Origin of the sequence: Egbenema bharatensis FJBBOT/2019 (assembly GCF_048077055.1) — a bacterium.
In the GTDB taxonomy this organism is placed as follows: domain Bacteria; phylum Cyanobacteriota; class Cyanobacteriia; order Elainellales; family Elainellaceae; genus Egbenema; species Egbenema bharatensis.
In genome coordinates, this window is the sequence record NZ_CP182236.1 from 3,704,733 (window position 1) to 3,729,233 (window position 24,501).

Here is a 24,501-nt window from a genome sequence, read left to right on the forward strand (position 1 = left end):
TACCCAAAGTTCTTTGTCCATCTAAAATTTTGTAAAGATAGCTCCAAAATTATGAAGTTTTTCAATGAAATCTCCGCCTGGAGGTTACGATGATAAACCGGCAATTTGTTAATATTAGCCAGTTATAAGTCAATTTATCCCGTTTTAGAGGTTCGTTGTCCTGGCAGGAATTAAAACGAACTTTACCTCTGCTTAGGGGGGCTTGGATGAATCGAGAAAGTCAATACCGTTTCATCCACACCCTTGAGCTTCAGCGGACTGCACTTGGTAATGGCATCTTCCTCCAGTTCCAGGTAATCCGCAACTGCGGCTGAAACCAGGATGGTGCCTGCCTCGGCGGCCTCCTGAATCCGGGCTGCAATATTGACGCTGGGGCCGATCGCTGTATAGTCTGCCCGTTCCTCACCCCCAAACATTCCCACAACTGCTGTTCCCTGGTGAATGCCGCAGCGAAACTGGACGAGTTGCTCAATTCCCTGCGCCTGCCAGCGATCGTTCAGATTAGCCAGAGTGCGGTACATTTGCCGAGCCGCTGCAATCGCCCGTCTGACCTGCTCATTGGGGCTAATCTCCTCCGGTGCGCCAAAAATGGCCAGGATTGCATCACCCATAAACTTATCTACCGTGCCCCCATGCTCAAAAATGGCGTGGGTCATTTCTGTCAGGTATTCATTCAGCAGTTCAGCCACCTTGCGCGATCGAAGCGTATTAGATAGCTGAGTAAAACCAATAATGTCGCTAAATAACACCGTGATCATCCGAGGTTCAGGCCGTAAATCCAGCGTTAATTCACCCTGAGCCGCTTTTTCCACCAGAGGCGGTGGCAAAAATCGGCGTAGGACTGACTTCGTCAGGTAGGTATTGAGTTCAGCCACCTTCCGCTCATTTTCCTTCAGCGCCAGGAGATTACGCACTTCCGCCAGCAGTTCTCGATCGTTAAACGGTTTAGATAAATAGGCATCAGCCCCTTTTTCTGCCCCTTCAATTCGCGTATCTGCATCCGCTTTGGCGGTCAGCAGAATGATTGGCGTGCCTCGCAAAACTGTATCCTGGCGCACCTGCTGTATCATTTCCAATCCTGATACCATCGGCATCATTAGATCCGTCACAATCAAATGCGGCTGTAAAGTTTGGGCAACCTGCAAACCCTCACCCCCATGCCGGGCTGTATAGACTTCGTGCCCATCTCGCTGCAACACGCTACAGATGTAACTCCGCATATCCGCATTATCTTCGACGACCAGCACCTTCGCAGCAAAACAGGAGGATTCAGAGGATACGGCGAGGGAACGGTCTGGGGAATGGGGCAAAGGGACTTCGATCGCAGTCCCTGAACCTAAATTCAGCGCAGTGTGACCTGGCCGACTCTCTGCTTCATCCTGTAATTCTGTTTCAACATCGGCTAACTCCACCGTTGCCCGGGTTTGTTCCAATTCCGCTGGAATTTCAATCACCTGATGGGAGGGCAGATGGGCCATGCCTGCCGGTAGCCAGAGGGTAAAGGTTGTCCCCTGTCCATAAACGGAGTCCACCGTGACCTGCCCTCCATGCAGTTCTACCAGTTCTTTGACCAGAGCCAGTCCTAAGCCACTCCCTTCATGACTGCGGCTAGCAGAACCATCCGCCTGACGGAACCGCTCGAACAAATAGGGCAACTGATCCGGACGAATACCGACTCCGGTATCTCTCACCTGAACCTGACAATGCTGCCCTTCGGGACGGAGTAACACTTCAATCGTGCCACCCGCTTCAGTGAACTTGATCGCATTGGAAAGCAAGTTGTATAGCACCTTGTCAAATTTTTCCAGATCCAGGTAAACCATAGGACAGTCTTGCAAAACCGTCTGCAAACTAATTTGCTTTTTCTCGCAGTACGGACGAAAAGAATCTACAACTTGTGAGACGGTTTCTAAAAGCTGACAGGGACGGAACTGCGGCTGCATTCGCCCAGCATCCAATCGTTGCAGATCTAATAGTTGATTGACCAGGCGCAAGAGTCGCCGTGAATTTCGCAGAGCGATGACGGACTGATCTAAAGAGAGGCCTTGCTGCTGGGTGACGGCCGATTCTACAGGCCCGATCGTCAGCGTCAACGGAGTCCGAAATTCATGGGAAACATTTTGAAAAAATTCAGTTTTCTGGCGATCGAGTTCCAGGAGTTGCTCTGCCTGCTGGCGTGTGGTTTGATACAGCCGAGACTGCTGTACGGCGATGGCTGCCTGGGCTGCTACCGCCTGGGCTAACTCAATTTCAGCAGTTTGCCAGCGGCGAGGATGGCGCATCTGTCGTAGCGAAATACTGCCGATAATCTTACCGTTGTATAGCAATGGCACAACCAGCAACGCGCGAGCGGGCGATCGGAGCGGCAAGTCCAGAATATTCATCTCTGAATGCTGGCTCAAGTCGTCGATCACCACGGGAGCCTGGGTCTGCAATACCTGCTGAAGGACAGGATTGCCAGTGATCGGCACCAGGGATTGAGGTAAATGAGAAGACGGGCGATCGGCGATCGGTTGAGGGGATGCCCCTGTCCAGGGAGACTCCGGTGACGGTGGGGCAGGAAAGGCAGCATGGCTGGAGTTAGATTCCTCGACATCGCTCAGATTTGGCTGGAGCGATGTTTGCGTCGCATCATGTAATCCCACACATTGAACATATTGATCTTCTTCTGTCCATAAAGACAGGGCACAACCATCCGCATGAAGTGCTTGCCCCAGTTGTAATGTAATGGCGGCAAAAATTTCCTGTGGATCCAGACTCGATCGAATGGCGGCGGTAATGGTATTAACCAATGCCTCCCGCTTGGCCAGGGCCCTCACCTGCTCATAAGCGCGAGCCTGGGACAGGGCCAGCGCCGCCTGATCTGCCACCATGACCACAAGCTGCACCTCGTCATCCTGCCATGTCCGGGGGCGATCGCATTGATGGAGCGCAATCACTGCCATGAGTTCCTGCTGCAAAATGAGCGGAACCACCAGGCTAGAAGCAATCTGAGTCGCTTGAAAGGCTTGATGGCGTTGCAAACTGGCTTCCTGGCTCACCCGTTCATCTGTGCTGGCATCGTTGATCACCAGTACATCTTTAGTTTCCCAAACCGTCTGCGCCAGTTGGCTAAAGTCCCAGGCTTGGGCGGGCAACGGTGAATCGAGCGGCGGATCAGAACTCCCTGAAGGCTGCGATCGGGCGGTAAACACAAACCACTCATCCTCCAAGCGTCCTTCTTGAAATGGACGGAGGATGCAGCAGTCTACCTCAAACATATGCCCTAGCGTCTCCACGATCGTCTGTAAAATTTGACGGTAGCTGAGGGCACTGCGGATGGTATTGGTCACCGCATTCAGTAAAGACTCCTGCCGCAGCGTTCGACGCAGTTCCTGGGTACGAGCCTTCAAAACATTGTGGGTATCAACAGCCTGACGCACTACGCCCTTCAGTTCTTCATCATCCCAGGGCTTCGTGACGTACTTAAACACTTTTCCAGAATTGATTGCCTCAACCAAGTCCACCACATCGGTGTAGCCTGTGAGGATAATCCGAATCGTATCGGGATACTGAGTGGCCGTCAGGCTGAGGAACTCTGTCCCACTCATATAGGGCATCCGCTGGTCAGAAATAATAACTGCTACCTCACCCTGCTGGGCCAAAATATCTAATGCCGCAGGGCCACTTTCCGCCCTCAGTACCTTAAACTCTCGGTGAAAGGTGCGATAGAGCAGATCTAGGTTATCTGGTTCATCATCAACGACCAGAATTTTCGGCTTGCTGTGGTCTGGAGACTTCATGCACCGCGCTCCTCCTGTGAGGGCAGTCATATAGAAATAGCGTTCTGTCCAACACAAACTATCGTGAATGAGTTTGTCAGAGGATTGGGCAGAGAAAATAAAGTCTGGGCGAGGATCGTGTCCATTGCGTCAGTGAACAAGTGGGTTCAGTACAAAGCAGAATACCTGAGCATCCAATCGCCGGTTTTTCAAAGGGCCTGGCGTTCAAGATGCTGGAGAAATTAGCTCTGTTTGGTAGATCTGGCGATATTGTGATGCACCCAATTTAGTCTATTGCTTGGTCTTTGGGCAGTTTGTCTAGAGGATGGCAATCTATTTACATAAGTTAACCCGTATGGAACTCAAGTCCTGAGTTTAAGATGCCCATTTTGGGGAGAAGGCTAACTGGGAGTGAGGAGTGGGGAGGGGGGAGGGGGAAAGTGAGGAGTAGGGAGTAGGGAGTAGGGAGGGGGGAGGGGGGAAGTGGGGAGCGACTGCAGGTCAATTGGGTGTGAAGAGAGATTGAGTTGATTTGAATGGACTAGATTTTATAGCCTGCCATTCATTCGCAGGGGGTGTAGCGGGTCAACCAGCCCAGGGAAGTTTATAGTTCCTACATTTACTGTGTTCCCCAGGTCAAGTTCTCAAGATTAAAATAGGGGCATGCAGCGACCTGATCTTCCCTCTTCCTCCTCTGATGCACGTTCCCCCCTCCCACCAATCACATCGGGATGGGAATCTGAGACTGCAAATTCCGTACTCCTGGTTCGAACGGTGCGTCACCAGGATTTGCAAAGCATTGCCGATGTGCTGGCGAGTAGCTTTCACTCCCCAGAGGGACTGCTGGGTTGGCTTTACCCCCTTCTGCGAATTGGGATTTATGAAGACCTGCGCAGCCGCCTTTATAGCCAGACCCATCACTATGCTTGTTTGGTCGCAATTTTGCGGAATACAGATGAATCGTTAGCGGTAGAGCAACTCGATCGCCCGGTTGGAACGGTGGAGATATCAGTCCGCAGTCGATCGCTGAATCCCTTTTTGCAGTCCCGCTATCCCTATCTCTCTAATCTAGCTGTGTTGACCGAGTGTCGGCGGAAAGGAGTTGCCCTACAGCTATTGCATACCTGTGAACGGATTGTGTTGGACTGGGGCTTCCAGGAAATTTATCTGCATGTTTTAGAAAATAACCATCGGGCAAGACGGCTGTATTGGAAGGCAGGGTATAGACTGAAAGCAATCAATATCAACCCAATTGGGTTTGTTTTAGGACGACCGCGACAACTACTGTTGTATAAACGTTTGGCGAAATAGAACTATGTATTTAGTGACTGGAGCAACGGGAGGACTGGGCCGTCGAGTGGTACGGCTGCTGCGGGAACGGGAACTGCCAGTACGATCGTTTGTGCAACTCACGTCTCGCTATGGAGAATTAGAGCAGCGTGGGTCAGACCTGTTTATTGGTGATCTGCGGCAGGAACGCGATATTCAAAAAGCCTGTCAGGGGGTGGAATACATCATCAGCGCCCACGGAACGAATGCCTCGACCGAAGGGGGAGCACAAGCGATCGACTATCGCGCCAATATTGATTTGATTGACGCAGCAAAAGCAGCAGGTGTGAAGCATTTTGTGTTTATCTCGGTGCTGGGGGTCGATCGCGGCTACGAAGATGCGCCCGTGTTCAAGGCTAAATGGGCGGTAGAAAAATACCTCCAGTCCAGTGGATTAAGTTACACGATTTTGCGCCCCTCTGGGTTTGCCTCCAATTTACTCCCCCTGGCAGAACGCTTCCAGCAAACGGGGGTTTACCTGCTGATTGGCGATCCAAAAACTCGCACATCGATCGTCAGTACCGATGATTTAGCTCGAATTGCCGTTGAGTCAGCTACCACCCCAGCAGCCCAAAATCAGGTTTTTGCAGTCGGTGGGCCGAAATTCTGGAGCGTGGAGATATCGCTCAAATTTTTGGACGAGTGTTTAATCGAGAACCGATCGTCATCAATCCGCCCCTCTTCTTGCTAGATGGCGTGCGATCGGCACTAGGGTTGCTCAGTCCCGACACGCAGCGATCGCTTGGTACCCTGAGAACGCTCCTATCCAACGAATTCTTCATCACTCAGCCAGAAGTCGATCGGCTAGAAACCGCCTTTGGATTTAAGTTAGAAACGCTAGAGGGATTTCTGCGCCGATATTTGAGTGTTTAGGCGGCTGAGGCATCCGCCTATGCGAACGGTTTAAGCTTCCAGGATTTACGCAAAGCGCAGAGGCATACCCTTCCCTGCCCAACGGGATGTATCACCTCAGAAAATGCGTAAATCCCAATTTCCTCAGGATGTGGACACCAGGGCTGGATTCAGTGTTAACACTTCTACACCATCCTCAGTAACCGCGATCGTATGTTCAAACTGGGCAGACAGTTTGCGGTCTTTGGTGACCGCTGTCCACTTATCGGATAGAACCTCCACTTCCCAGGTTCCTTCGTTAATCATGGGTTCGATCGTGAACACCATCCCAGCCCTTAGCTTTCGCCCTTTTCCCCGTTTTCCGTAATGGGGAATTTGGGGAGCTGTGTGGAAAATTCGTCCCACCCCATGACCAACGAAATCCCGCACGACTGAAAAACCGTGAGACTCAGCATATTCTTGAATAGCCGCCCCGATATCGCCAATCTTTGCCCCTGGTTTGACCTCCCGAATCCCACGCCACAGACATTCTTCCGTCACTTCAACCAATTGTCGTGCTAGAGGAGAAGGTTCACCCACGAAGAACGTCCGAGAGGTATCGCCGTGATAGCCATCCAGCAGAGGAGTCACATCGATATTAATAATGTCGCCCGCCTTCAAAGTTTGTTTGGCGTTGGGAATGCCGTGACATACAACTTCATTAACGCTCGTACAGATCGACTTGGGAAAACCGTGATAGCCCAATGGCGCACTTTTAGCATCATGCTTTTGCGTCCATTCTTCCGCTGCATCATTTAGCTCAAGCGTACTGACCCCTGGCTGCACCATAGGTTCGAGGTAGCTTAACAGTTCGGCTGCCAAACGTCCAGCCTGACGCATTTTTTCCAGTTCTCGCTTCGACAACAAGACGATCGGTTCGTTATCCATGAAGGGTATATCAGAACGGCTACATTGCTTTACATCTCTCTACACTAGCTTTAAATGTAGACTTGGGCGATGGCCACAGGGAGGAGTGAAGCGTGTTCGCAGAGCGTGGACAAGCCAAAGAAGGGCATGATTTCCGTAGCGAAGTCATTTGCTGACCAAGGGAACGATCGCCTGATTGGCAAAGCCTGATGAGCAAAGGCTAGACCTGCTTTTTAACTTCATCTTCCTAACGTCTACCCATCCACGATCGCAACCGAATGCGATTCGTAATATAAAGCGGCAACTGATAATGTTCTGCCAGCAACCACCCGACCATCAAGACATGAACTCCCAGCGTACACCCCAGCCAAACCTGGGGGAACCAGGCCCAGGCACTTCCGGGTAAGGGGGGAAACAGATAGGACATGACCCAGACGATTGAGGCGGGTAGCGTTACTAAGACAATACTGACCAACCAGATCACGATCGTTAGACTGGGATCATCATGGTAGGATGCCTTCCAACTTCGCCCATTCCACCGCCACGACATCGGCTGAGAACTATCTACCACCTGAACAGACTGATTATTCAGGTTTGCGGTAAAAATGTGCCGACAGAAGTTGCAGGCAAAGGCATCCATTAATGCCAGGTTAGAAATATGACCGTGTCTACAAATTGGACAAATATAAGTTCCCTGATAACTCAGGGATTCAGATCCATTTGTCGAGCCAGAAGCGGATTTACCCCTGGGCGAATTGAGCTTGCCCTGATCGATCGGAGCTTGCGTTACACGATTGGGAACTGGCTTCATCGCATCAACCCCATAGTCTGAGAAATCTTGAGCCTGACAGTAGGCTAAAACAATCCTGCCAGAGAACTACTGCTCCCCACATACCGAATTGTTTCGACACCATCCTCCTCTAGGATAACTGTGGGTTCCGCTCCCATTTCAACCCGCTTAATTAAAACTTTGCCATTTGCCAGGTAATCTCCCACCGCTGCATAACGACTGCTGCGCTCATCGGGTACATGAATAATGACACTCATCTTGCCCCCAACCTCAACTACACCGCTAATTTCGATCGCCTCAGACAGGCGGGAGGGGGGAGCTACCGGGGGCGTGGCGATCAAAGGAAATGGCTCAGTTGCAATCAGGGGGGGAGCTTCCAGAGCAGGCAGTGCCGGTAGGGTTTGAGCTGAAGAGGGGGCAGGCAGAGGCGGCGGAGCCGCAGGGACAGAGAGCACCTGAGGGGCAGGACGGTTACGAACAGTTACATTGGGTGAAATTGCAATGCTGGCAAATGGATCATCTCGACCTGCGGCAACCTGCGGCAACCGCTCAGGCGTTGTTGTGGGTGGAATCAGGTTGGGAGCAGGCAACGGAGATGAGTTAACCGCCACTGGAGCACTTTGAAATGGAAATGTGCGATCGGGCGTTGAGGGGGAGGATTGAGAACCTGTTTCAGCTTCAGCTTCAGCAGCATCTACGGCGGCCTTCTCTAAATCCAACTCATCAGGGGACTCTGATGCAACCTCACGAGAACATCCTGCAACCAGCGAAAACCCAACCAGTACAACCAGCAATTTCTGCGCATTTGTCAGACTTTTCATATCAACTCCTCATCCATCCCTCACACAAGATTCTTATAAACCCTCGCAAACCGGATCTGGCTCCTGACGAGCATTCCAGAGTTCCACCAAAGCTCGATCGATTCAGGTTGGCGCTTAACCCATCCCGTCCAAACCCATCATGAGTAAACTCAACCAAAATCATAATCGGCTTCAACTGAAACGAGACACAAATTTAGCAGTTTGAGACAAATTAATTTTAATAGTAGAAAATTCAGAGCAGCCAGTGCAGTTTTCTAAAGGTTGCCTGAAGAATTGTTAAGAAACATGAATTACGTTAAGCTAATAACGAGAGGAATTCAGTTTAGATTCATGGTTAGTCCCCAGTTCAATTCTCCAGAGCCAGATTTTGTCAAGGAATTGCTAGAACCGTTGCTAGAGGACTTTCAGTACTGGTTCAGCCGATCGCGCTCTCTCCTGGAAAGTCAGGAAGTGAATTTTTTGGGTGAGGAAGGGCAATCTGATTTGCTGTGCCGGGTTACGCAAGCCCAGCAGGAAGTCGAAACGGCGAAGATGATGTTGAAAGTGACGAATGGGCAGGTGGGGCTGGACACCAACGTTTTAATGCCCTGGCATCATTTAGTAACAGAGTGCTGGCAGGTGGGAATGCGATTCCGGGCAGAACAGTCTGATTTCTAAAAAATTTGGGTTCAGATTCTCGCAGAAATCTGAGAGACTGATAACAGATCGTTTAAGAAAATGTTGCATACAATACAGGTAGGGTAGACCGTTGCTGAGAATAGTAGTTGGGTAAAGGTTTGTTGGTGTCAACCCACTAGCGATCGAAATATAAATTGAGGATGGGGATCTTAAAGACCTGGGTTATCGCACTCAAACCATTGATGCAAATCAGAATGCAGATCAAGCAGATACTCATCATCTTGCCTACCTGTCCTCAGCTTAGAGAGCAAAGATAACTATGCTGCACATAATTTACATTCTCGCTTTTACAATTCTGGCTTTTCTGGCGGTTGGGAACTTAATTCGGAACTTAATGCTGTTGGGAGTAGAGTCCCAGCGCTCCTACGGCAATCAGGGACGATTCAGTTCGCAGCCCTCTTCCCGACAATTTCAGGGGCGATCGATTCCTCATCCTGAGTTACTCGATGAGCAGGGAAATGTTGTGAATGAACCCTTCCTGGTCATGCGTTCTATGACCGTTGAAGATGCCAGGGAGCATTTAGACGAACTTTACAACGCTTCTCCGGGGTACACAGATGGTGCCCATGATGAGGCTCAGGGTTAGTGTAAGCAGTAGGTCAGTAGGTTTCTGAAAAGAGCCTTTTAGTTTAGCTGATTCTCTGGTAGAGCTGACTTGAGTGAATGGCTTCCCGTCAGAATTACGGTTATAAGTAGCGAAGACCCGGCTCATCCAGGCTTTCGATCCAACTGATTTTGCAGTTCAGCTACAGCCAGTAGGATAGTGGACGACGTTGGCGCAGATCCAGATTGTCTGCCACGCTTGGTTCATCCCAGTCGAGAGGGTGAGCTTCATCAGGTGGGAGGATTGCCACGGGAGCAGGGGTTGAGAAATGGCTGGTAACGGAATCTCCGGGTTTCGCGGGGGATAAATTGGGCTGGCGGCTAGAGAAGTCAACCCGCTTGCGATTACCAGAAGGGTTACGGGGTAATTGACGGTAGTTGGGCGAAGTGATCGATCGTCCTCCTATAGATTTTGATCTGGAGCGATGGGACATTAAGAAGCAGCCGATCGCGCAGCTAAAAGCCATCAGTCCTAGCGTTAAAAAGGGCAAATTGTCGGCTGCGGGGGTGACTTGAGCTTGGGGAGTTCTGGCTTGAATCGAATCTCGATCGTCTGCTCCAGGGAATTGCTCGATGGAGGGTTGAGATAAACTCTCCGATAGCGCAGGTGGGTGGGCCGACTCTTCCAGGGGTTCAATCTGCACAAGATGAACTGCTGCAATTCCAGCTACAAGCATCGAAATCCCCCAACCTAACCCAATCCAGACAAAAGGATGCAGCCAATTCCGCAGGGCACGCATGGTCAGGGGTGCGGAATCGGGTTGGTGCGATCGCGGGGAGTCTGGAGCAGAGGGAGGCAGATCAGGGAGAATTGAACGTCGAGCGTTGGTGCGTTCCTCAGACTTCAATGGATTAGATCCATACCGATCAGATGCTGAATGCTTGCTCATGGTTCCCCTACCCTTATTAACCCAAAGCACGCGAATACTAATGCTTCTATAAGCATTCTAAACACATATGGTGGGGGTGGCTATGGGTAGGGCAGATAAACACTAGCAGCATTGCGAATCGCAAAATATTTGCTCCGCTTCCCCGCTCTTGATTGCAGGATTGCAGTCCTCGCAGGCGATCGCCCCCTACCGCTGAGTTCGCTCCAGTCCCAATTGAATCAACCGATCGACGAGTTCAACAAAAGAAATGCCACTTTCAGCCCAGAGCATCGGATACATACTGGTAGCTGTAAAGCCTGGCATGGTATTAATCTCGTTAATCAAAACCTCGCCCGTTTGCTCTACGTAAAAGAAATCAACCCTGGCAATTCCCGCTCCATCGATCGCCAGAAATGCTCGTACCGCCATCTCCTGAATTTGGGCAGTGATGGCTTCAGGTAAGGGGGCAGGAATCGCTAAATCGGCTTTTCCCTCGGTATATTTCGTTTCGTAGTCGTAAAAATCGCTGGTATAGGTAATCTCGCCCACAACAGAGGCCTGCGGCTGATCATTGCCCAGCACAGCACATTCCACTTCTCGCGCTGTGACTCCCGCTTCAACAATAATCCGGCGATCGTAACTTGCAGCACTGTCTAGAGCGGCTTCTAGCTGCGATCGGGTTCGCACTTTAGCAATCCCGACAGAAGATCCCAGGTTTGCCGGTTTGACGAAGCAGGGATAGCCTAACTCCGCCTCAATTCGATCGCACAACTTTGGAAAGATACAGGGATTAGACCAGACTTCGTGACGATGAACCGTGAGATACTTCACCTGGGGCAAACCAGCCTGGGCAAAGGCAGTTTTCATCACAATTTTGTCCATTCCCAGGGCAGACGCGAGCACACCCGATCCAACAAACGGCGTTTGGGTCAGTTGTAGCAACCCCTGAATCGTCCCGTCTTCACCGTTGGGGCCATGCAGGATGGGGAACCACAGATCCACCTCCGCCACGTTAGCCGGAAACTGCCAGAGATGGGAGCGAGACACGCGATCGGGTTGCTCTGCAACTGCCAGGGGTTGACCCGATGCTAGAACTTGTTGGGCCACTTCACCAGACTGCCACTCGCCATTCTTCTGAATGTAGAAGGGCAGAATTTGATATCGATCAGCATTGGGAGGAGTCGTTAGGGCACGGCTAATCGCCCTCGCTGAACTGATGGACACCTCATGTTCGCCAGAGCAGCCGCCAAACAGCAGCCCGATCGTTTGCTTTGCCATCATCCATCCTCCCACCGACGAGTTTGATCGCAGATAGTAGCACAATCCTTCGCCAATTTGAGCACAACCATTGCCATCAATTGTTAGCAATGGTTGGACTGAGGATAGGAAGTAAGGAGTCTGGCAGAGAACAGGGTTAGGGAGTGGCGGAAAAATAAATGTACCCGGTAGGGGGCACACAGCAGTGCGCCCTTACAGCAGTTTTCTGCCAAAATTGGGATGCCGTTTTATTGCAGATCCCTTACTGCTCCAACAGGGGATCAGGCTCCGAGGTGGTTTCATCAACGAACGGTACATCCGTGGCAGGGGATTCGACTGACGGAGCTGCCGCCGGGGGTGGACAGTCGCAAAGCAAGCCTTCCAAAATTTCCTGGGCTGCAATGACGATCGGCTCTACCTGACCAATAAAGTTATTCACTGTGTTGGCAACTCGTGCTAATCGCACCCCATCCACGTAAACCCCTGGAGTTGGATAGTTCTCCAGAAATTCGATGAGCGAAATTCGATTTCCTTCACTGGCAGAAACAATCAAGGCTCCACGTAACGCCTGAATGTTGGCTTGCCGGGTGCGGGTATGAATCACTTCTCCAATCTGGAAGAGGGCAAACTGACCAGGAAGGGAATAGGTAATGCTGTCGATCGTCGTGACGTTAATGGGAACTTCCGTGGTTAATACCTGCTGGAGTACCTCTGGTTCTATCCCTGCAAAATTGAGATACCAGCGTAATTGAGAAGTTGTTTCTCCGGTTTCTGCAAAGGTACGCAGATCGCCAATGGAAATCGAACGCTGGATGGGGCCGTAGGTGAAATAGATGCGTTCAGCCGCGATCGAAGGTTGGGCCAGTCCGGTCGCCAGTACTCCCCATAAAATACCGCTGAAACCGATCCACTGAAGCGATCGCCGACCCAGCCACCGTCGGAATGGTTGCATAGATACATTCATTGTTTTTTGCCCTCAGCTCTTTAGTTCAGTTGTGCCGCAGTGGGTTCAGAGACAGTTTCAGCGGCAGATTCAATCACAGCTTCAGATAGAGCAGGCTCAGACAGGGCTGAAGGCTGACCTGTAGGTTGACCTGTAGGTTGACAATGGATTTGACTGGCTGCAACGGGGACGAACTCATCGGTTGGCAGCGTACTCTGGGGGGTATCGTCGTCCTCAGCAGCAGCAGGAGCAGTGACCTCCGTTACAGTAGGGCAATCACAGATGGCATCTTGCAAAAACTCTCTGGCAACTTCGATCGCGGGCAAAACTCGCTCCACAAACCCTCTCACATCCCGATAGACGACTCCCGCCTCCGTCAGATTAATCGTTACAAAATCGACATCAGGAGCGGTGTAGTTCTCAGCAATTTCCAGGATGGAAAGCCGATTGTTTTCTGTCAGAGAAGCTTGAATGGCATTCTCTAGTGCGGTTAATTCAGTTGAACCCTGAATGAACTGATTAATTTGTGTTAACAAAAACTGTCCCAGAGAACTCCGTCGTATATCGCGGCTAATCCGTTCTTGAAACGCGGGGGTTAAAGTAATCTCTTCAGTTAATATAGTACCGACAATGTCAGCAATTTCTTCACTACCATCAATGAAGGCTGACAATTCAGCATCTGCTTCTCCCGTTTCGGCAAAGGTTCTAACTTCTTCGAGAGTGACCGTTACACTTCTATCTTGAAATTGAAGCTGAATTGTTTCAACTGCAATAGCTGAATCAGCAAAAAGCAAGCTGCTGCCTATCCCCAGAGATAGAGATAAGCCCAGTAACTTGAAGTGCTGAAGTGAATGGGCGATCGTTTTTGGTAGAACTTTGCATCGAAAATCCTGAGGTTTGAAAGCCATATGCTTAACCTGAAATAAGTCATTCAACAGTACACAAATCTGAAGATGCATAATGCACCCTGCTTCATACATTCTCTAGTAAAAGCAGCACTTCAAGTTTTCCATGTTTAGCTAATTTTGTAAACATATCCCTCGAAGAAATGATTTCAAATTTCCAATCCTGACTTAAGGTTCAATCTTTACTCTGAGCGAATTTCATAGCTCACGCGATCGCAATTTTCATCTCTCTTATGAATGACTTTAATTCGTAAAATAACTTACCAAATAAGTCAGTTACAAAAAATACCTTGAAGCTATACATTGATTCAATTGCAAATAGCTATCAACAATAGGAGCAATTTAAGAGGGATGTCGGCATCCTAAGGAATACAAATTGAATAACCTGAAATTCTTGTGGGGTGGGCATCTTGCCCGCCCAGTCAAACAGGGAGGACGATTGACAGGTTATTTAATTCACGATTCTGAGAACGCAACACTGACGGGATCTTGACGGGATATCAACAGGGTATTAGCGGGATACTAGTAGACCTTGGCGTGAGTTTAGCTATCGCAGAGCAGGCATCCTGCCCGCGCAGGCTAGCAGCCTGCCCTACAGATGGTGGGCATATTCAAGCCGCCGTGTACTAGCGTGGGTGCATTCCCTGGCGAAGATCAATGGTCGATCGGTTCGCGTCTTGGTTCCCCTGTGTTGCATGACCTGAAGTTCTTTTACAGTTCGTAACTTACCGAGTGCGCTTTATGAACCCTTCAAGTCTTAGACTTTATTAAGAATCAGCACCGTTGCAATCCTCACAAACTTAGCAAATCTTAGTAAATCCTATGTTTCCAATCCAACGCCCTCGTCGTCTCCGCAGTCATCCTCAACTCCGGCGGATGGTTCAGGAAAACGTTTTAACCACCAGCGACCTGATCTATCCTCTGTTTGCTGTGCCTGGAGAGGGAATCGCTCAAGAAGTCAGGTCGATGCCAGGGGTTTACCAGCTTTCGGTGGACAAGATTGTTGAAGAGGCGAAGGAGGTTTATGACCTGGGGATTCCAGCCATCATTTTATTTGGCATTCCTGCTGATAAAGATGATGATGCGACGGGCGCCTGGCATGATCACGGCATTGTTCAGGTCGCTACCACAGCCGTTAAAGAAGCCGTTCCTGACCTGATCGTGATTGTGGATACTTGCCTCTGTGAATATACAGCGCACGGTCACTGTGGCTATTTAGAAGTGGGAGATTTGACTGGCCGGGTATTGAATGACCCAACGCTGGAGCTATTGAAGAAAACGGCGGTTTCCCAGGCCAAGTCCGGAGCTGATATTATCGCCCCCTCTGGGATGATGGATGGGTTTGTTCAGGCAATCCGGGCTGGATTAGATGAAGGGGGATTTCAGGATATTCCAATCCTTTCCTATGCTGCCAAATATGCCTCGTCCTACTACGGGCCGTTCCGCGATGCCGCAGAATCCGCTCCCCAATTTGGCGATCGTCGTACCTATCAGATGGATCCAGCCAATGGCCAGGAAGCGCTCAAAGAAATTGAGCTAGACATTGCAGAAGGGGCAGATATGCTGATGGTGAAGCCAGCCCTTGCCTATATGGACATCATCTGGCGAGTAAAGCAAGCAACAAACCTGCCCGTCGCTGCCTACAACGTTTCTGGCGAGTACTCCATGATCAAAGCCGCTGCGCTGAATGGTTGGGTCGATGAACAGCGCATTGTCCTGGAAACGCTATTGGGCTTCAAGCGATCGGGCGCAGATCTAATCCTCACCTACCACGCAAAAGATGCAGCTCGTTGGTTGAATGGGTAAAGCCTGGAGGTGAAATTAGGGATTGGAGAGGCGCGATCGGGAATCTTCGGGAATCTAAAGATCAGGAATCTTGAAGATCAGGGATCAGGGATCCATTGGGCTGGAGCACGGGTTACCAAGCCATTCCCCTTAACCAATGCTCCCTTCCCCCCGATCCCTGATACCTTCTTTCCTAGGAGAGAGCTGGAATACCTGTGGGTTGAATAGGAACCACCTGTTCTGCCTGCTCGATGACTGAGTGAATATGCGCCACCCGACGGTTGAACGTTTTCTCGAAGGTGTTTTGCCGAGCAAAGCTGAGTGCCTTCAAAGAAGCATCTTTTAACTCATCCAGGGAGGTGCTGAGTTCAGCAACTTTGTTGGCGAGTTGCTTATGGTGATTCATGGGCACCAGCCAGCCAGCCTTGGAATAATCGACAACGCCCTGAAACGCCTCGTTATCGTATCCAATGATTGGCACACCGCAGGCCATGGTTTCCAGGTATGTGCAGGACGGATCACCCTGACGGTGACAGCATACAAACAGGTCAATATTTTCTTTGATGAAGGGAACGAGTTCGGTCTTAAAGTCCAACACTCCCAGCATTTGTACACAATCTGACAGTCCCTGATCTGCAATCTGCCGCTGCATCATTGGCGTGAGATCGCCCTCTCCACAAATTGACAGTTTAAATGCAATTCCTAGCTGCTTTAACTGCTTTGCGACTTGCAGTAGATGATCGGCTCCCTTCATTTTGATCAGACGACCTGAGAAGAGAAGATGTAGCGGCCGATCGGGTTCTCGTTGAGCATAACGCCGTTTAACCTGATCTTCCGTGGTCGCCATTTCTTCGGTGATGCGCGTATCGAAGAAAAGCAGGGAGTTAGAGTTAATGGTGCGATAGTTCTCGTAGGTTGGCGTTCCATTGCATTGCAAGCCATTAGCCAGGGCGATCGATCGTCGTTGTTTCCTTTCCTGGGAGTCTTGCCACAGATTGCGCCGTAACCGAATTAAGGGATTTTTTGTATTAGTTGCAACAATTTGCTTTCTCGTACGTAAGCTGTATTCAACTAGATAGATGCAAGGAATATTAGCAGCACGGCAAACCTGACTAATGTGATTTTGTTGATGGACAGCCGAGGCTAGAACAACTGCATTAGGGTCAAAAGCATGACCGTCCTGGATTGTGGCAAAATCTACAACTTCTAACTTAAACGGCAAGTCATCCCGCGTGACCTGGATTTGCCCAATGTAATCATCCGGTGTCCGCTTACGCTCCATCATTAAGGTGATTGGATTAGACCAAAACCGACCATATTGGAGAATGCCTTCTAACGTCTTTTGCGTCATTGAAAATTGACCATTTGGCAAGATCGTTACGGCTTCGCTAGATAAAATAGTCAGATTTCGTTCTCTCGCCATTGGAATAATCTCTCTAAAAAGTGGGAAAGGTTGTCATTTCATTGGGCTTAAATTTGAATCAGTTCGCCGGAAGCCAGCCAACTTTGCCCAATCTCATCCGGGAATTCCATCCTTAAAGCAGCCCCCATCACGTCACTCAAACTTAAGCATCGCACTAAATATTTTGATCCTGAATCTACCTAATTAGAGAGATGAGGCTCAAACAATGCTTAAGGATTCGCATATCGGCAAATCTTAGAACGTTCAGGGTGTTCGGACTACTAATCAAGAACTGAATCAATGAACAACACGACAATGCAACAGGAGGAAGATCTGAAAAAACCAGTGGGTTTTTGGCTCAACTTGATTGAATGCCGCAGCATCAGAATAAGCAAAGCTTATGCAAAACATAACGTAACTTATTACACACTACGGTGAACCATCAGTTGGTATGTATCCATAGCCTCAAACCGTCTCAGGTAATGTTCCTGAGGGCGTTAAATCAACCGAGATGCTAACCGAAAATCGGAGTCTTTAGCAACCCTGTCTTTTTAATCACTCATTGGTTCTAACCGATCAAGAAAGGGGAATCGCTCTATCTTATGTCTGATTGTTTGGCTTTAGTGCCCCTGTTCTGGGTCAGAATTTACCGTTCGAGGCTGAATTTGGGAGAGGGTAAAAGCTGTGCTGTCGAGTTGAACAGATTGTGAGCGATCGCCATCGCTTGAGCTGGATCGATCGCAACCAACACTGGACTATCCGTGAGCTGCTGGAAAAAAGCTTGACTGACATCGCTGGCATTGAGCAGAATAACGGGTTTTTGCACCTTCAGAGCCAGGGCAACCTCAGATGCAGTACCACAGCCCATGCCGCAGACCATCACAATATCACTGCTAAGAACATTGATATTGTTTCGAGCATTGCCCATTCCCGTCAGAATTGGAATGTCAACGGCAGATGAAATGCCCACAGGGTCGGAGCCTGGAAGAATACCAATTATCAATCCTCCTGCATCTTTAGCGCCCTGGCTGGCAGCGTGCATCACCCCTTCATTTCGCCCTCCTGTCAGCAATAACCATCCCTGCTGAGCGATGCACTGTCCCAGTTCGTAGGCAACCGCAATGTCGGCATGAGTTGCGCCCCGTCCGGGGCCCATTATCCCTACGATCGGTTTTCTCATTTCCCTCATTTCTGATCACCTTCTCTGATTCCCTTGATCTCGAATCACCTTAGCTTTTAAGCCCTGGGTAGATTGAGCTGCCAAACGGGGAAATGTTGGAAACGGTTAAGGGAATCCACAGGCTGGGAAAACTGGGGCTAATGAAGCCCTACTCCGCTCCAGCATTTTTCTTTGGATTCTACATTGTTTTGATTATGATCCTTGAACCTTCTAAACCCCGATCGCCTCAATTCAGCCCGTTTTCTTTTTATCCTCATGTTTCCGTTATTATTCCGATCTATAACGGGGAGGCAGATGTTCCCGATTTGCTGGAATTGCTTCATGCCCAGACCTATCCGGCCGATCGCGTGGAGTATTTGCTGGTCGATAACAATAGTACCGATCGCACCTTTGAGCGGTTGCAAAGTCAGATCGCCCATTACCCCACGACAAATTTTCGAGTCTTACAAGAAACCGACATTCAAAGCTCCTACGCTGCACGCAATACGGGAATTCGGCAGGCAAAGGGCGAAATTCTGGCGTTTACGGATGCCGATTGTCGTCCTGAAGCGGATTGGCTTAAGCAACTGGTTCAACCCTTTAGTCAGGCTGCGATCGGTCTGGTTGCGGGCGAGGTTCTGGCCTTGCCGGGTAATACGCTGCTGGAGCGGTATGCTGAACGCCATCAAACCCTGTCCCAACGGCATACCCTGGCTCACCCCTTTTCACCCTATGGCCAGACGGCCAATTTAGCGATTCGGTGTTCTGTAGTAAAACAGGCCGGATTATTTCGGCCTATCTCACAACGGGTGGAGATGCGGATTTGTGCTGGCGGATTTTGAGCCAGGGTCATTGGCAAATTCAGCTTGCGGAACACGCGATCGTGCGTCATCGTCATCGATCCACCCTGGTAGAACTGCGGAGCCAATGGCGGCGGTATGGTCAATCTAACCGCTACCTGCACGACTTACATGGAATTAGCTTAACCAGGACTATGTCCTGGCGGGATGCCCTCCATCGTTGGGGTCGCTGGCTTTTGAAGGAAATTCCTTTAGCTGTCTTAGCGGGGCTGAGATCTCAATCCAGCGATTCCCTGCCGGAGCAGGTTCCGTTCTCTCCGACCGTGATCGATCGCCTGCTTGATACCCCCCTTGATTTGATGTGTCGTCATGCGCGCACTCAGGGGCAACTTCAAGCGCAATTGCCACCCCTGGCTCGACAAATTGTCTGGTTGCCGCAAACCCCTCCGGAGCAAGAATTCAAAGCTTCGGAGATTACATAGGGTGGGACAGCGCAGGCGGACTCCTGAACGAAATACCTCAGCTAATCGTTCGATGCCCCAGGCTACTCCAGATCATGCCGGTGCCAGGAGACGATCTTTAAGAGTTGTTACCGTTAGAGTGTCCCGACGGTTTACTGGAGCGAACCGCTATCTCTGCTACAGCGATCGATGAGCGTATCGTCAAAAGTTAAATCAGGGAACAATCACACATCCGAGCCTCATTGAGATTGGAATTGCTAAATGTTAGTAAACATCAAAGGATGGATTGATATGAAGCCTAAAATATAGGGAAAGATGATTGATATGCCCTAAGTTACGCCCCCTTCGATTGCTGAATTTTAAGCTTTCCCATCTAGATTGCTCTCAAGTTTGCCCTCACACAATGTCTGTCAAACACCCCCAGCCATTTCAGATTTCTCACCCTGTTGCGTCGTCCAGCGTTGGTTGTCGTGTTAACAGTCAATCACGGTATGCCCGTTCCCCAGAATCGCCCCATTTACAGCAGCACTCGGGTCGAAGATTTGGGCTAAAAACGGCTCTGATGAGTATAGCGGTTGCCATAGGGGTTAGTATCGCTGCACCCGTTTCTGCCGCAGAACGAGTTGTCATTCGCTTGGGGCCGTTTCGGCAGTCCATTCATGTCAGTGACCTGGAATATTTTGTTGAAACCGGTGAGGTGCCCCAACGGCTCCGGCTCTATTCTCCCCTGTTGACCCAGGATGTGCGTCGAGCACTGAGTACGCATATTCGGCTTGATCCAAATGTGGGTGACAAGCTAGTAGAAGATTTGCTCCATTCTTCGGGTGGAGAACGGTTTCTCAATACCTTGCAAGTTGCCATTCCCGGCACCGATTCCGAGCAACTCCAAATTGCCCTGACCGAAGCTGCCCTACAGCCGGATGGTATTAGCCTGCTGGGGTTTCTGAAAAGCTTTCCCCAAGACACAGTGACGATCGACACGATCGCTGCCATTGGGCTGGCTTCTCAGATGAACTTACCTTACTGGCAAAGTCAAACCTTGAGTTCAGTGCTCGATCGAGAGTTGACGGTCAAGGATCAGCCGATCGTCCACGCTGAATTTGATCCAACCCAATCTGGGCCCCATTGGGTGTGGAAAGATACGATGACCCTGCGGGACTATAAGCGCGATCGAACAATTCCGATTGATATCTACCGCAGTCGGCGCCGAACGAAAGGGCCCCTGGTGGTGATTTCCCACGGTTTTGGAGCCGATCGCCGTTTTTTGGGATATCTGGCCTACCATCTGGCTTCCCACGGGATCACGGTAGTTGCTATTGAGCATCCAGGCAGTAATGTGGCCTGGCTGACGGGAGAAACTGCCATTGCCCAAACGGGATTGAAAAGAGCCAGCAGCATCCTTCCGGCCAGTGAATTTGTTGATCGCCCCAAAGATGTCAGCTTTCTGCTCGATCGCCTCAGTTTGCTCGATCGCTACTCCGCTTCTCTAAGGGGAAAGTTCAATACAGAAGAAGTGGTTGTGGTTGGTCATTCCCTGGGGGGCTATACCGCCCTGGCCCTAGCAGGCACTCAGCTCAGCCTGGATCATTTGCAGCAGTTTTGCAGCGATCCAAATCCCGTGATGCTCACCCCCGCCGATTTGCTTCAGTGTAATGCGGCAGACCTGCCCGAAGTGCCCACGGATCTGGGAGATCAGCGAGTCTCTCAGGTGGTGTTGCTGAATCCAGTGATTGGGCGACTGTTTGACGAGGGCAGCCTGGCGGAGGTCGATATTCCTACCCTGATGTTGGCCGCGACCGATGACTCCATTACCCCTGCCGTGAGCCAGCAATTTTTGCCATTTACCCAACTCCATACGTCTAAATATTTATTAACTGCGATCGGGGCAACCCATCTGAGCGTGGGGGATCCAGCCAATCTCAATCGCGCTTTATCCCAGAGTTTCTTTGTGCGAGAACGGCAAGAGGAAACGGAATCGCTGCGCCAACTGTTGCGGGGTGTCACTCTAGCCTTTGTGCATCAACAAACGCCTGAAGCCGATCGCTACGCTTCTTTCCTGACTCCCGCCTACGCTCAGTCCTTTTCCACAACGGGTTTAAAACTGCGCCTCAATTCAGAGCTTCCCGCGAATTTTGCCAACTGGCTCAAGATGGCTGCCCTACCGATGGAGCAAGTGGTGGCCAGTACATTGACGAGTGGATGGGGGCAATCGCAACCGACTGGATTGTGTAGTCCTGACACAGGCTGCTTGCTGGATAGTCTGCCCATTGTGATGTTTATTTTGCCGGGAGGACTGCCCTTTGCAGGTAAAACGCTGCTACACCTCAGGCGCAAACGCCGACGCAACCAGCAGAAATCTTGAAAATATCCAGTTCTTAATGCTTTTTAACGGCTCTTAATGGCTGTTTCATGACAGTTTAATGACAGTTGACCCTGGATCTGGATTCTACGGAGGTTGTTCAGCCCATCCCTTCGCTAATCTAAGTCATACGGGGACATCTTTGTCATAATGAATGTCTCTAGTCGCTCTTTTATGGGTGGGGTCTGCTGTGGACTTAACTGAATTAATTGTGAACCAACCTTACACCCTATGGTTGGTGCTGGGTTTCCTATTTTTGATTTTGGGAATGTTAGTCGGGGAGCCAGTGGTTGCTTCTCTGGGGATTGCTGCCTTAATTACGGCAATGGCAGCCTTAACGGTGACTTCATTGCCAACACAGGTAGTGTTGTGGGGGATTTTGTCGATCGCCCTGGCGATCGTTTTGCGGGGCATGGTTCCCAAGCAAGCAAAAGATCTAAGCCCCAGTACAGCAGCGATCGTTTCTGAAACGATTCCGAAGGGAGGAGTGGGATTAGTTTCCTACGATGGGGCCCTCTGGAAAGCCCGCTGTCAGATTTCTGATGTGACCATTTCGCCTGGAGAAACCGTTGAGGTGGTCGGACGGCAGGGGCTAACCCTTTTAGTCTTGCCCACGTTTTTTCCTGAATCTGATTCAGAAGAATATTCCAATTACTGAAATAACAGCTACAACTAAGATAGCAGTGTCTTATTTTGACACGCGCAATGAATTGGCGCAGTAACTCATCTGATATCAATCTGACCTTGATAATCTACCTTGATAATTGCTGATCCTGTTATCCTCTCTCTATCTTGTTGTTTTTAACCTGTTGAATGATTTACAAATCTTCTTCAGGAGGGTCAGTTTGCCCCACTTCAATTACAATTAAGCCGCATCAGGCAGGAGAAACAGTACATGGGCAGTTTGGCGTGGCTATTTGCTTTCGTCTTGATGGTAATTGCTGGAACCGTCGGCTCAACTAAACGAATTCAGGAAGGAAATGAAGCGCTCGTTGAGCGGTTGGGGCGCTATCACCGGAAGCTCAAACCGGGCCTTAATTTTGGCATTATTCCCTTTGTGGATGAGGTGGTTGCCAGTGGTTCAATTAAGGAACAAATCCTGGATATTGACCCAAAGGAAGACACCAGTGAGGCAACTACTTCAGATAACGTACGGGTAACGGTTGATGCCGTCGTCTTCTGGCGGATTTTTGAGCTAGAAAAAGCTCACTATGCGATCGAAGATGTGGAAGAAGGGATTAAAAACCTGGTTATTACCACCCTGCGGTCAGAAGTCGGGCAAATGAGCCTGCAAGAAACCAACTCTGGGCGCGATCGAATCATTCGGGCCTTGCTGGAAAGTCTGGATGAAGCAACTGAACCCTGGGGAGTTAAAATTACTCGCGTTGAAATTCAAGACATTAAACCACCCGAAAGCGTAATTTTGGCGCTGGAACGTGAGCGAGAAGCAGAGAGCGATCGGCGGGCCGCAGTGGCCCGGGCTTTGGGTAAAAAGGAAGCCGCCCTTCAGGAAGCAGAAGCCATTTCAGAGTCCGTGAAGCGAATTGCTGAGGTAATGCCTGCGGGATCTAATCCGCAAGAGATTTTGCGCTACCTGGTGGCTCAACAATACGTTGAAGCCAATTATCAGTTAGGGCAGAGCAACAACTCGAAGATTGTGTTCATGAACCCCAGGGACTTAACCCATAGTTTGGCGGAACTGATTGAACCCGATGTTCCTGCAGCTCCTCCCTCGAAATCTCCCCGGTTGCCGAGCGGAAACCCTGGTGGGGGTGGGGCTAATTCATAACGTCACGGCTAATATGAGTTGCGCCAGATCGCATCTGCAACCTGGCAAACGTCTCGTAGTTCTGCGACATCGTGGACTCGGAGAACGTCAGCCCCCCCTGCGATCGCGGCACAACAGGTTGCTGCGGTTCCTAAAACTCGCTGCTTTGGGTCAGGTTGCTGAAGAATATGACCAATAAAGCTTTTGCGGGAAGTTCCGATCAAGACTGGATATCCTGAGCAACGGAATTGAGCGGTTTGGCGCAAAAGTTCTAGATTCTGCTCATAGGTTTTAGCAAAGCCAATCCCTGGATCTAGCATGATGCGATCGGGGCTAATTCCGGCGGCAATACACGCTTCCACCCGCTGCATCAGAAATTCGTACACTTCTTTTACCAGATCAGCATAATCCGTGAGTTGCTGCATGGTTTTGGGCGTACCCCGGATGTGCATCAACACGATCGGCACGTTGAGTTCCGCGACGGTGGGTAGCATTTCTGGATCATAGGTCGCCCCAGAAATATCATTCACCAGATCGGCCCCAGCCTGAATGGCAGCACGGGCCACCTCGGCGCGGGTAGTGTCAACGGAAATTGGGATGGAGTTAATTGCGGAGGAGGAGATAGAGTTCGATCGCAATGCCTGAATTACCGGTATCACGCGCTGTAATTCTGCCTCGATCGACACTGGATCGGACTGGGGGCGAGTGGATTGCCCACCAATATCCAGCAAATGCGCTCCAGACTGAATCAGGTGTTGGGCCTGGACAATGGCAGCATCCAGGGTATTAAACTGTCCTCCATCACTAAAACTATCGGGGGTAACGTTAAGAATTCCCATCAAGTAGGTTTGTTTGCCCCAGTCAAACCGCTGCCCCCGCACTGTCCAGGCTGCGATCGAGGGTAGATCCTTTTCAGATGTTGCTTCAGTCCCCTTTCCAGCCCCAATATTCTCTGACATTGCATTTCCCATTACATTTTTCATCGCACTTCCAGACGTAAGATTCTCAGAGCAGTATTTTTAGAAGCAATATTTTTAGAAGCAATATTCTTAG

Annotated in this window: 18 protein-coding genes and 2 pseudogenes; 9 read left to right on the top strand and 11 right to left on the bottom strand. The window is 50.1% G+C overall.

Going from position 1 to position 24,501, the window contains the following annotated elements:
• Positions 1-182: 182 nt before the first annotated feature.
• Entirely contained in the window at positions 183-3,782 is a 3,600-nt protein-coding gene (locus ACM1PF_RS17210; protein ID WP_416676489.1) for a response regulator, read from the bottom strand.
• 642 nt (positions 3,783-4,424) lie between these two features.
• Here ACM1PF_RS17210 and ACM1PF_RS17215 point away from each other — a divergent pair.
• Both ACM1PF_RS17215 and ACM1PF_RS17220 read left to right on the top strand, forming a co-directional pair.
• Positions 4,425-5,072 carry a GNAT family N-acetyltransferase gene (locus tag ACM1PF_RS17215; protein ID WP_416676490.1) on the top strand — a complete coding sequence of 216 codons (648 nt, stop codon included), beginning with the start codon at positions 4,425-4,427 and terminating at the stop codon, positions 5,070-5,072.
• 4 nt (positions 5,073-5,076) lie between these two features.
• Positions 5,077-5,963: pseudogene (locus ACM1PF_RS17220) on the top strand (SDR family oxidoreductase).
• A 123-nt stretch (positions 5,964-6,086) separates the two neighbouring features.
• On the opposite strand, the gene map reads toward ACM1PF_RS17220, so the two are convergent.
• The 3 genes from map to ACM1PF_RS17235 form a co-directional block, all read right to left on the bottom strand.
• Positions 6,087-6,869 (bottom strand): type I methionyl aminopeptidase, encoded by a 783-nt coding sequence (map, locus tag ACM1PF_RS17225; protein ID WP_416676491.1) that lies wholly within the window; start codon positions 6,867-6,869, stop codon positions 6,087-6,089.
• Positions 6,870-7,095: 226 nt separating this feature from the next.
• Positions 7,096-7,659, bottom strand: coding sequence for a hypothetical protein (locus ACM1PF_RS17230; protein ID WP_416676492.1), 564 nt, complete (start codon positions 7,657-7,659; stop codon positions 7,096-7,098).
• A gap of 44 nt (positions 7,660-7,703) precedes the next feature.
• Positions 7,704-8,459: a hypothetical protein gene (locus ACM1PF_RS17235; RefSeq protein WP_416676493.1), complete on the bottom strand. Its 756-nt coding sequence runs from the start codon at positions 8,457-8,459 to the stop codon at positions 7,704-7,706.
• A 330-nt stretch (positions 8,460-8,789) separates the two neighbouring features.
• Between ACM1PF_RS17235 and ACM1PF_RS17240 the strand changes: the two genes are divergently transcribed.
• A complete protein-coding gene (locus ACM1PF_RS17240) occupies positions 8,790-9,116 on the top strand; it encodes a DUF2605 domain-containing protein (protein WP_416676494.1) in 327 nt (108 codons plus the stop codon).
• A 280-nt stretch (positions 9,117-9,396) separates the two neighbouring features.
• Positions 9,397-9,723, top strand: coding sequence for a DUF2973 domain-containing protein (locus tag ACM1PF_RS17245; RefSeq protein ID WP_416676495.1), 327 nt, complete (start codon positions 9,397-9,399; stop codon positions 9,721-9,723).
• Positions 9,724-9,883: 160 nt separating this feature from the next.
• On the opposite strand, the gene ACM1PF_RS17250 is transcribed toward ACM1PF_RS17245, so the two are convergent.
• The 4 genes from ACM1PF_RS17250 to ACM1PF_RS17265 all read right to left on the bottom strand — a co-directional run bounded on the left by ACM1PF_RS17250 (position 9,884) and on the right by ACM1PF_RS17265 (position 13,717).
• Positions 9,884-10,630, bottom strand: a complete 747-nt coding sequence (locus ACM1PF_RS17250; protein WP_416676496.1) for a hypothetical protein — start codon at positions 10,628-10,630, stop codon at positions 9,884-9,886.
• A 186-nt stretch (positions 10,631-10,816) separates the two neighbouring features.
• Positions 10,817-11,887, bottom strand: coding sequence for a D-alanine--D-alanine ligase family protein (locus ACM1PF_RS17255; protein WP_416676699.1), 1,071 nt, complete (start codon positions 11,885-11,887; stop codon positions 10,817-10,819).
• 241 nt (positions 11,888-12,128) lie between these two features.
• Positions 12,129-12,830 (bottom strand): alpha/beta hydrolase, encoded by a 702-nt coding sequence (locus tag ACM1PF_RS17260; RefSeq protein ID WP_416676497.1) that lies wholly within the window; start codon positions 12,828-12,830, stop codon positions 12,129-12,131.
• Positions 12,831-12,850: 20 nt separating this feature from the next.
• Positions 12,851-13,717, bottom strand: coding sequence for an alpha/beta hydrolase (locus tag ACM1PF_RS17265; protein WP_416676498.1), 867 nt, complete (start codon positions 13,715-13,717; stop codon positions 12,851-12,853).
• 819 nt (positions 13,718-14,536) lie between these two features.
• On the opposite strand from ACM1PF_RS17265, the gene hemB reads away from it, so the two are divergent.
• Positions 14,537-15,520: a porphobilinogen synthase gene (gene hemB, locus ACM1PF_RS17270; RefSeq protein ID WP_416676499.1), complete on the top strand. Its 984-nt coding sequence runs from the start codon at positions 14,537-14,539 to the stop codon at positions 15,518-15,520.
• A gap of 172 nt (positions 15,521-15,692) precedes the next feature.
• Here the strand turns inward: hemB and ACM1PF_RS17275 are convergent, their stop codons facing one another.
• On the bottom strand, positions 15,693-16,922 hold the full coding sequence (locus ACM1PF_RS17275; protein WP_416676500.1) for a glycosyltransferase: 1,230 nt from the start codon (positions 16,920-16,922) through the stop codon (positions 15,693-15,695).
• Between the two features lie 625 nt (positions 16,923-17,547).
• The gene (locus tag ACM1PF_RS17280; protein WP_416676501.1) at positions 17,548-18,081 is read right to left on the bottom strand and encodes a TIGR00725 family protein; all 534 of its coding nucleotides are present in this window, start codon (positions 18,079-18,081) and stop codon (positions 17,548-17,550) included.
• Between the two features lie 194 nt (positions 18,082-18,275).
• Here ACM1PF_RS17280 and ACM1PF_RS17285 point away from each other — a divergent pair.
• The 4 genes and pseudogenes from ACM1PF_RS17285 (at position 18,276) to ACM1PF_RS17300 (ending at position 23,469) form a co-directional block, all read left to right on the top strand.
• Positions 18,276-19,342, top strand: a pseudogene (locus ACM1PF_RS17285) (glycosyltransferase).
• A gap of 382 nt (positions 19,343-19,724) precedes the next feature.
• A complete protein-coding gene (locus ACM1PF_RS17290; RefSeq protein ID WP_416676502.1) occupies positions 19,725-21,683 on the top strand; it encodes an alpha/beta hydrolase in 1,959 nt (652 codons plus the stop codon).
• 187 nt (positions 21,684-21,870) lie between these two features.
• Positions 21,871-22,338, top strand: a complete 468-nt coding sequence (locus ACM1PF_RS17295; protein ID WP_416676503.1) for an NfeD family protein — start codon at positions 21,871-21,873, stop codon at positions 22,336-22,338.
• Positions 22,339-22,575: 237 nt separating this feature from the next.
• Positions 22,576-23,469: an SPFH domain-containing protein gene (locus ACM1PF_RS17300; protein WP_416676504.1), complete on the top strand. Its 894-nt coding sequence runs from the start codon at positions 22,576-22,578 to the stop codon at positions 23,467-23,469.
• Between the two features lie 8 nt (positions 23,470-23,477).
• Here ACM1PF_RS17300 and folP read toward each other — a convergent pair whose 3' ends face one another.
• Positions 23,478-24,407, bottom strand: a complete 930-nt coding sequence (gene folP / locus ACM1PF_RS17305; protein ID WP_416676505.1) for a dihydropteroate synthase — start codon at positions 24,405-24,407, stop codon at positions 23,478-23,480.
• Positions 24,408-24,501: the final 94 nt, after the last annotated feature.

Coding starts and splice junctions, on each gene's coding strand:
- ACM1PF_RS17210 (WP_416676489.1), bottom strand. CDS start 3,782: ATGAAGTCTCCAGACCACAGCAAGCCGAAAATTCTGGTCGTTGATGAT.
- ACM1PF_RS17215 (WP_416676490.1), top strand. CDS start 4,425: ATGCAGCGACCTGATCTTCCCTCTTCCTCCTCTGATGCACGTTCCCCC.
- map (WP_416676491.1), bottom strand. CDS start 6,869: ATGGATAACGAACCGATCGTCTTGTTGTCGAAGCGAGAACTGGAAAAA.
- ACM1PF_RS17230 (WP_416676492.1), bottom strand. CDS start 7,659: ATGAAGCCAGTTCCCAATCGTGTAACGCAAGCTCCGATCGATCAGGGC.
- ACM1PF_RS17235 (WP_416676493.1), bottom strand. CDS start 8,459: ATGAAAAGTCTGACAAATGCGCAGAAATTGCTGGTTGTACTGGTTGGG.
- ACM1PF_RS17240 (WP_416676494.1), top strand. CDS start 8,790: ATGGTTAGTCCCCAGTTCAATTCTCCAGAGCCAGATTTTGTCAAGGAA.
- ACM1PF_RS17245 (WP_416676495.1), top strand. CDS start 9,397: ATGCTGCACATAATTTACATTCTCGCTTTTACAATTCTGGCTTTTCTG.
- ACM1PF_RS17250 (WP_416676496.1), bottom strand. CDS start 10,630: ATGAGCAAGCATTCAGCATCTGATCGGTATGGATCTAATCCATTGAAG.
- ACM1PF_RS17255 (WP_416676699.1), bottom strand. CDS start 11,887: ATGGCAAAGCAAACGATCGGGCTGCTGTTTGGCGGCTGCTCTGGCGAA.
- ACM1PF_RS17260 (WP_416676497.1), bottom strand. CDS start 12,830: ATGAATGTATCTATGCAACCATTCCGACGGTGGCTGGGTCGGCGATCG.
- ACM1PF_RS17265 (WP_416676498.1), bottom strand. CDS start 13,717: ATGGCTTTCAAACCTCAGGATTTTCGATGCAAAGTTCTACCAAAAACG.
- hemB (WP_416676499.1), top strand. CDS start 14,537: ATGTTTCCAATCCAACGCCCTCGTCGTCTCCGCAGTCATCCTCAACTC.
- ACM1PF_RS17275 (WP_416676500.1), bottom strand. CDS start 16,922: ATGGCGAGAGAACGAAATCTGACTATTTTATCTAGCGAAGCCGTAACG.
- ACM1PF_RS17280 (WP_416676501.1), bottom strand. CDS start 18,081: ATGAGAAAACCGATCGTAGGGATAATGGGCCCCGGACGGGGCGCAACT.
- ACM1PF_RS17290 (WP_416676502.1), top strand. CDS start 19,725: ATGTCTGTCAAACACCCCCAGCCATTTCAGATTTCTCACCCTGTTGCG.
- ACM1PF_RS17300 (WP_416676504.1), top strand. CDS start 22,576: ATGGGCAGTTTGGCGTGGCTATTTGCTTTCGTCTTGATGGTAATTGCT.
- folP (WP_416676505.1), bottom strand. CDS start 24,407: ATGTCAGAGAATATTGGGGCTGGAAAGGGGACTGAAGCAACATCTGAA.